The following is an 8,103-nucleotide window of genomic DNA, read 5'->3' on the forward strand; positions in this document are numbered from 1 at the left end:
GCGATAACGCTGCATCTTGTTTACCTTGCCGTGCCGATTGATCAGTGAGCTATGGCAGTGCGGGCATTCAGGGTTTTCAACCATCCGCTCCTCAAGCTCTGTTATCAACTGTGAGACGCTATCAGTGCCTTTCAGCAGCTTCTCAACATAACGGGTTTGACTATCTGTTAAGTGTTCTAACTCGGCTATAAGCTTTGTAAATTGTGCTGGGAGCATGATCAATCCTTAACGACTGTATTCATATACAGTATAGCAACAATTTAGCAGAACATAGTCTTATTAGTTGATCCCAAAAGGCCTGGGACTCGTTAACAGGGAAAACCCAACAGGCAAATACAATGTTTGGATTATTCAAAAAAGACCCGACCGCAAAACTTCGAAAGCAGCACTCGGCCCTGCTCGAGAAGGCCATGCATGCGCAGCGCAATGGCGATATAAAGACCTATTCAATGCTCACTGCTGATGCAGAAGCACTATGGCAAAAGATAGAGGAAACTGAGAAATCGCAATAAACCTCTTATTCGGCCAGATAGCATCATTAAGAATATTGTCTTTAAGAGACCTTTGCTTTTTATCTAACCGGCTGTGGTAAATCGAAGAAAGAATAAGACTTGCGCCCTTCTTCAGTGTTGTCATCGGCCCTGGCAGACATAACAAACTGGAAGAATCATCATGGATGAGGATTCAGTCGATGCGGCACAAGGATGTGCCGTCATTGACGGTCTAGTTTGTTCTGTCAGGTCCGATGATGTTGTTCACTGTTAAGGGCTGCGGGGAGTCCAGAGTGGTTCACGGTCACCGGGTCGCACAACACCCTTTGGTCGCAGTCGGCGACTCCGACAAAAATGTTCAGACATCTTCCGTTACGAATCGCCGACACCACTGGCAAAATCATCTTGTAGAATTTACTTTTTTAGGTGATTAAGAACTGAAAGTAAAAGGGCACACCAAAGTGTGCCCGCATTGCTGTTTTTACGGAGAACAAGCAATAAAAACTATTCCTTGAGGGATTGTGCGTAGTCTTTCGCCTGTTGTAACAGGCGCAGCACGTTATTCCCCCAGATATCAGCTAAATCTTCTTCGGTATAGCCCTCTGCCAGTAAGCGCTCGGTAATTTTAGGCAGTGCGGCCACATCCATCATGGTTTCGACACCACCACCGCCATCCCAGTCGGCGCCGACACCGGTATGCTTTGGTCCGGCGACTTCAAGAATATGAAGGAAATGCTCCATATAATCCTCAAAGGTTGCTCTGACCGCGGGGTGTTCCATATCGATCTGTTTGCGTTTTGCTTTAAGCGCTGCAATTTCGGCTTCGCTCATTTGGGCAATGTTACCCATTTGCCGGAATAACTCGCCGTAGGCTTTACCACGCTCAGGGTCCTGAGGTAATTCCTTCAGGTAAGAGCTATAGGCATTTACATGAATAACGCCACCGCTCTCCACCAGCTTCTTAAGCAGGCTGTCATCCACATTGCGTGGGTGGTCATAGATCGTTTTGGTGCCGGAATGCGACAGGATCACCGGAGTTTTGGATAACTCAATCATGTCTTCCAACAGATCATCGTGGGCATGGGAGCCATCCAGAATAATGCCCAGCTCATTGGCCTTTTTCACCAGCTCTTTACCCAGCGGCGACAGGCCGCCGTACTGCTGTCCATCGGGGTCAGTTGAGCTGTCACCAAACTGATTATTTTTAAAGTGGACTGGTCCCACCATGCGCAGACCCATTTTATAAAAGGTGTCCAGCAAACTCAGGTCTTCCCCCAGCGGGTATGCATTTTCCATGCTGACATAGACAATCTTCTTGCCTTGCTCAGCAATCGCTTTAGCGTCTTCCGGTTCGGTTGCCAGCGCAAACGTATCAGGGTTAGCCGCTACCATTTTATGGATCGCCATAGCGCGCAGTAACGCGGTATCACGGGACGACTTAAATCCTGCTTCGGTTACCGGCCCCTGCGGCGTGTAAATCACCCAAAAGCCACCATCCAGACCACCGCTATTCATCCGCGGCACATCCACCTGGGAGAAATCGTCGGCAAAAGTGTGCGAATGCATTATGTCGAAGCCCGGTTGCACGAGTAGCGCAGGCGTATCGAGATGCGTGTCCATAACCACCAGCGAATCATGCAGTTTAGCCGCATCGGCCGCGGCGAAAGCCGGGCTGCATGAAGCAGCCACAGCTAACGCGCACAATGTTTGTTTAATTTTTATCTTCATTAAAAGTCTACCGTCAGGGTTGCCTGGAAGGTACGCGGGCTAAGCGGGCGACCAAACGTCGAACCGGTAAAGCCAAAAGACATCACTTCTTTATCGAACACATTGTCGATGTTGAAGCGAAGACGCATATTTTCAGGCATGCCAAAGTTGTTAGGACCACCGATATCGACATAGGCCTGTGCTACCAGGTAGCTGTCCAGTTCAATAGATTCGGCGAAGTCGGTGTAGCGCTTACCGGTATATTTAGCCGAGAAGTTGGCTACCAGCCATTCTGTCGGCTCGTAGGTAACGCCACCAGTCATCAGCCATTCCGGGCTGTCTGGTAACTGACTGCCAGCAGGGTTACTGCCAAATCCATCCACCAGCTCAGCTTTTTTATAAGATAAGTTGGCATTAAAGTAGAGCTCGCGATCAAAGACCTCTGGCTGGAACACACCGCTCAATTCAACACCATAGGCCTTGGAGGCGCCTGCATTCACGTAGAATGCTTCAGGCTGACCGGTGGCGGGATTCATTACACTGCTGGCAATTAAGCGGTTGTCGAAGCGGGTATAAAATAAGGCTATCGCTCCGTTATAAGTTTCGCGGTTGGTTCTGAAACCGAACTCATAGTTATCGGCTTCTTCCCCTTTAGGATCCGGGGCATCAAAGCCAACAGCGTTATCGAAGATATCGTCGGTACCGGCCGGTAATGCATAGTTTTGTGCGAATGAGGCGAAGATCTGATCGCTATCATTTAACCGGTAAACCGCGCCCACCATGGGTAAGAAGTTGTCGCTGTACTCAGCTTCAACCGACTGTGGGCCATAACCCGGCTGACTGTTAATTTCGTAATCATCGTAATCGCGATAGCCATCCAGTGAGTAATCGATAGACAGCGATTTAAAGCCGACTTCCAACATCAGATTGTCATCCATCATGCTGAAATTGTCTTTTAAATACAGCTGTGTAGTATCGCGCACTGCGGTGTAATTACGGCGGTAATAAGCCACCTCATCCATAATTACATCACCGTCGGCGCTGCCGCCGGTTTTATTCAGGCGCGCCTGAGTACGGTTGTAGGTATCGTCTTCAATCCAGCCACCGAACTCGATTTTATGGTCGCCCATATACCAGGTTAATCCGGCAACGATACCCTCACGCTCGCCACCCACGGTGGAAAGTCCGTACTGAACACCGCGTGGATGCACCACGTCAAGACCAGCCGCTGCCTGGCGGGTGTAAATGCCCAGAGTGTTTGAGTAGCTGTCTGGTGATACCCCATAACCGTCTTTATCTTCGTAATAAGCGGTTACATCGAGCTTAACATCTTCGCTGAAATAGGTACCAAAACCTAATGAATAGAGCTTATCGTCGCGAATATTGATGCGATCTTCATAATAACTGGTACAGTTTGAGCCGGTGAATACCGGCGTAAAGTCATCGTCATCGATGCTGCCGTCACCATTATAGTCATATACGCTGCCCGCTGAGCTGATACACCCTTCCGGGATACTGTCGGCATAACTGTAGTAATAGTTGCTGGCGAAGGTAGAGGCCGGCGCAGATGGTGAATCATAATCGAAGAAATCGTTCGCTACATAGGTAGCCTGGATATAGCTGTCACCGAACTCGTACAACGCTTTGGCTTCAATATGTTCGCGGTCGATGGTACCCGGGCCACGCCACAGGTCACTGTCGGTTTTAGAACGACTCACGTAGGCTCTGAAGCCATCGATATCACCGGTTTCCAGTTTTACGAATGTCCGTTGCAGATCAAAATCGCCCACGGTGACGGCCACCATACCGCCCATGTCCTCAGATGGGCGAACCGTGCTGTAAGAAGCAATCGGCCCCAAAGAAGCATAGGTTGGCGCAGATACATCGCCGGCACCTGGTGAAGCGACAACGGCGCCAAGGTTTTCATTGTCGACGTAACGGAAGATAGGGCTGCCGCCAAACGCATCGGAGCGCCCCATAGGAATACCATCCAGGACAAAGCCCATCTGGCTTAACTGGAAAGCCCGAACCTGCACCGAGTTACCAAATTCATAAAGCCCTAAGGCGCCATCAGTTTGTACGTTAAAGCCGGGTAAATTTTCGAGCATCTTCAATCCAGAAATACCCGACGGCGCAGAAAGCAATTCGTCACGGGTAACGGCGAGCGTGTTGGTTGCTTCGTCGGTACCTATCGCAATGTCTGTTTGGGAAATACGACGACCAACGACGACGATTTTCTCTTCTTTTTGAGCTTCGGTTTCGTCACTGGTTTGGGCACCGGCCTGGGAACCAATCAGTAGCTGACCAATAACGCCAGCGAGTAGGGAAAGTGAAAAGGTTTTGCTTGTGTATTTATGTGCCATATCGTTATTTTCTCAGTCTTGTTTCAGGGAGTTTGAATTCGAGACCGTGTTGTTATTCTGCGCCTTTCCGTAGGCGGTATTCACACAAGCGTTTCAAGCCCTGTACCAATTCACTGATTCGACGGCTGTTTTGGGATAAATTACCGGCAGCAACCGACAGCCTGCATAAAAGATATTGTATACCGTATCTTTAATACAATTACTTAACAATCTATTCCCGGGTAATAATCGATGCTGCACATTTTTTGTGATGAAAAGCTGACCAATTGCACCACTTTAGACAAAAGCATTAGAAGATATAATCCGTTATCTATTACACAAAATTCACGTATAGTAATACTCATAATTGTTACTGAATTCGTTTAAGGGGGTCAGAATGAGCAGCACAAAACGGATGTCCACCGGCCTTAAGGTGTTTGCCTGGCTGATGGTGCTTTGGAATGGTATTGGCGTGGCGGCATTTTTCAGTCAACTCATGATGACGCCGGAGATGATTGCTCAGCTTCCTGAGGCGCAACAGGCAGCCTATCGGGACATCCCGGTGTGGTCTTACAGCGCTTACGCCCTGGCCGTTTTTGGCGGCTTAATAGGCAGTATCTTACTGGCTCTGGGCAAAAAGCTGGCTTTCCCTGTGTTGGTGATCTCCCTCGCCGGGGTAATTGTGCAGCAGTATTATAATTTTGTGGTCATTGATGCCATCAGCATCATGGGCTGGGGCATTGTAGTAATGCCTGTTATCGTAACTTCCATCGCGTTATTACTGGTACTAATCAGCCAGCGCGGTGTTCGCGCAGGCTGGTTACACTAAAACAAATAGAGAGTTTCATGCAGTATTCTGACCGCGCCATGGCCATCACTCCATTCTATGCAATGGCCTTCGGCGAAAAAGCCACGGCGCTCGAGCACGCCGGGCACAACGTTATTCGTTTAAACATTGGTGAGCCTGACTTTGGCGCACCGCCAGCGGTTCAGCAAGCCATGCAACAGGCCGTTGCAGAGAATCAGTTACCCTACACCGGGGCACTGGGCGACTACCGTCTGCGTGAAGCCATTGCAGGCTTTTACCAGACCATGCACGGGCTGCAGATCGATCCGCAACGGGTAGTGGTAACCGCCGGTGCGTCAGCGGCGCTGTTACTGGTGTGCGCCGCACTGGTTAATCCGGGTGATGAAGTGATGGTGGGCGATCCATCCTACCCTTGCAATCGCCAGTTTGTTACCACCTTCGGCGGCAAGGTTAATCTGGTCCCCACTACTGCTGCCGACCGATTCCAGTTAACGCCTGCATTGGTAGAACAACACTGGCAGGAGACAATCCGGGCGCTGATGGTTGCCACACCATCCAATCCCACCGGTACAGCGGTATCTGGTGACGACCTTGCCAAAATGTGCGAGTTTGCCAAAGCCCGCGGCGCGTGGCGGATAATCGATGAAATCTACCTAAACCTGAGTGACGATACCAACGGCCCGCCGCAATCGGCGCTGTCGTTTGATAACGACGCGATAATTATCAACAGTTTTTCGAAATACTTTGGCATGACCGGCTGGCGGTTAGGCTGGATGATTGTACCAAACGACATGGTGGCGGTTATCGAGCGACTGGCGCAAAACTTATATATTTGCCCCTCCACACCGGCCCAGCTTGCGGCTTTAGCCTGCTTTACACCACCCACCCTGGCACTTTGTGAGCAACGGCGGCAGTCCTTACTGTCACGGCGCAAAATCGTTCTGCAAGGCCTGGCTGACGCCGGCCTCAACGTTCCGGTTGAGCCAGACGGCGCGTTTTATGTTTATATTGATGTTAGCCAGACGGGCATGTCTGCCATGGAGTTTTGTGACCGCTTACTCAGTGCGGCTCATGTGGCCATGACACCCGGCAATGATTTTGGTGTTGTCGGTGGCGACCAGTTTGTCAGGCTGTCTTATGCCACGTCGGAAGCGCAGTTGCATGAAGGTCTGGCGAGGATCAAAGCATTTACCGACAGATTGAAACAACGCTGATCAACAGAAGTGATTGAAATAAGCCCCGCATCAAGGTCTACTTATAACCAAAGCAATTATAATTAACCACTATCCAGGGGCTTACACCATGAAACGACTCTTTTTACTCAGTGCGGTGGCGCTTACGCTGACCGCCTGTTCCGAAGCACCACAAACCAGTACTGCTTCACAACCTGCCACCACAGCCGAAAGCGCCCAGCTTAGCGAATCCGAGCGGTTGAATGCCTGGTTTGAAGAAAAATACGAGCAACAGCTGCAGTTTTCCCCGCTGATGATGACCCGCCTTGGCCGTAAGGATCTCTACGACCAGATTGATGACATGTCGGAACAAGGCCAGGATAAACGTCTGCAATGGATGGCGGCCACCGTTGACGAACTCAAAGCCAATTTTGATTACAGCAAGTTAGATGAAGACACTAAAATATCCTACGACATCTGGATGTTTCAGTTTGAACAGGCCAAAAAGCAGGCTGAATTTCGCCGCCATAATTACGTACTAACGCAAATGAATGGCATGCAGTCCATGCTGCCAACTCTGCTGATTAATTATCATAAAGTCGCCGAAACCTCAGACATGGAAGCCTATATTTCCAGACTGGAAGGCGTTGGCCGGGCGGTTGAACAATTAACCAGCCGGGTTGCCATCAATGCAGACGAGGGCGTTAAAGCGCCGTACTTTGCTTACGAAGGCGTTATCAAACAAAGCAAAGCGATTATCTCAGGCAAGCCTTTTGACCCCGACAGTGACCAGGATTCTTCATTGCTGGCAGACGTAAAAACCAAGGTGGCAGCGCTTAAGGAAAGCGGCGAGATCACTGCCGAACAGGCAGCAACCTTTATTGAAGAAGCCGAGACCGCACTGCTCGATAAAGTCATGCCAGCTTATGGCAAGCTGATTAGCTGGTTCGAAAATGACCTGCCGAACATTTCCCGTGAAGCAACAGGCGCATCTGCACTGCCGCAGGGCGAAGCTTATTACAACTCTGCGCTGGCCTTACGTACCACTACCGATTTAACCGCCGATGAAATTCATCAGATTGGTTTGAACGAAGTAGACCGCATTCTGGCTGAGATGGAAAAAATTAAGCAGGCAGAAGGCTTCGACGGCACCTTAAAAGAATTCTTTGCCTACATAAAATCGGATAACACCGATGAACGTTTTTATTATCCGAACACCGACGAGGGACGCCAGGCTTACCTCGACGACGCAACCGCCTTCCTGGATAACATAGCCGATAAATTACCGGAATTCTTCGGAATCCTGCCCAAAGCCGATTTAGTTGTAAAGCGGGTAGAACCTTATCGTGAACAGGCTGGCGCTCCGCAGCACTACTTTGCCGTAAGCGATCAATATAGACCCGGATCACCCCATTTTATCTAAGTCGCTCGTTAATTTTTTGTCCGCGAATCTCTCTTTCCAGACTCTTGGCGTCAGGTCGAGTACGTCTTTGGCCGGATGCAGTGCTACACGCTGCAATACATCCACGAGGTAATGGTAGGGATTGACGCCTTGCAGGCGGCAAGTCACCATCAGGCTTTGT

The 8,103-nt window shown here is 49.8% G+C and carries 8 protein-coding genes; 4 read left to right on the forward strand and 4 right to left on the reverse strand.

The genetic code is table 11. The features are described 5' to 3' along the window. The coding region (locus tag C6Y40_RS01105; RefSeq protein WP_420836917.1) for a transposase-like zinc-binding domain-containing protein at positions 1 to 216 on the reverse strand (216 nt) is incomplete at its 3' end. A gap of 122 nt (positions 217 to 338) precedes the next feature. Between C6Y40_RS01105 and C6Y40_RS01110 the strand changes: the two genes are divergently transcribed. Further along, complete coding sequence (locus C6Y40_RS01110; protein ID WP_105932932.1) at positions 339 to 512, forward strand: DUF6435 family protein; 174 nt, start codon at positions 339 to 341, stop codon at positions 510 to 512. A 483-nt stretch (positions 513 to 995) separates the two neighbouring features. Here C6Y40_RS01110 and C6Y40_RS01115 read toward each other — a convergent pair whose 3' ends face one another. Together C6Y40_RS01115 and C6Y40_RS01120 are read right to left on the reverse strand one after the other, a co-directional pair. Beyond that, positions 996 to 2,219, reverse strand: a complete 1,224-nt coding sequence (locus tag C6Y40_RS01115) for a dipeptidase (RefSeq protein ID WP_105932933.1) — start codon at positions 2,217 to 2,219, stop codon at positions 996 to 998. Then, the gene (locus tag C6Y40_RS01120) at positions 2,219 to 4,561 is read right to left on the reverse strand and encodes a TonB-dependent receptor (protein WP_105932934.1); all 2,343 of its coding nucleotides are present in this window, start codon (positions 4,559 to 4,561) and stop codon (positions 2,219 to 2,221) included. The genes C6Y40_RS01115 and C6Y40_RS01120 overlap by 1 nt, the downstream gene beginning before the upstream one ends. A 376-nt stretch (positions 4,562 to 4,937) precedes the next feature. Here C6Y40_RS01120 and C6Y40_RS01125 point away from each other — a divergent pair, with 376 nt between their 5' ends. The 3 genes from C6Y40_RS01125 (at position 4,938) to C6Y40_RS01135 (ending at position 7,943) form a co-directional block, all read left to right on the forward strand. Further along, entirely contained in the window at positions 4,938 to 5,369 is a 432-nt protein-coding gene (locus tag C6Y40_RS01125; RefSeq protein WP_240621808.1) for a hypothetical protein, read from the forward strand. A gap of 17 nt (positions 5,370 to 5,386) precedes the next feature. Continuing rightward, a complete protein-coding gene (locus tag C6Y40_RS01130; RefSeq protein ID WP_105932935.1) occupies positions 5,387 to 6,562 on the forward strand; it encodes a pyridoxal phosphate-dependent aminotransferase in 1,176 nt (391 codons plus the stop codon). An 88-nt stretch (positions 6,563 to 6,650) separates the two neighbouring features. Beyond that, on the forward strand, positions 6,651 to 7,943 hold the full coding sequence (locus tag C6Y40_RS01135; RefSeq protein ID WP_105932936.1) for a DUF885 domain-containing protein: 1,293 nt from the start codon (positions 6,651 to 6,653) through the stop codon (positions 7,941 to 7,943). Here the strand turns inward: C6Y40_RS01135 and C6Y40_RS01140 are convergent. Further along, the coding region (locus C6Y40_RS01140; protein WP_146129465.1) for a transposase domain-containing protein at positions 7,926 to 8,103 on the reverse strand (178 nt) is incomplete at its 5' end. The two genes, C6Y40_RS01135 and C6Y40_RS01140, sit on opposite strands and share 18 nt — an antisense overlap.

The sequence above is a fragment of the Marisediminitalea alba genome (assembly GCF_002993365.1).
In the GTDB taxonomy this organism is placed as follows: Bacteria; Pseudomonadota; Gammaproteobacteria; order Enterobacterales; family Alteromonadaceae; genus Alteromonas; species Alteromonas alba.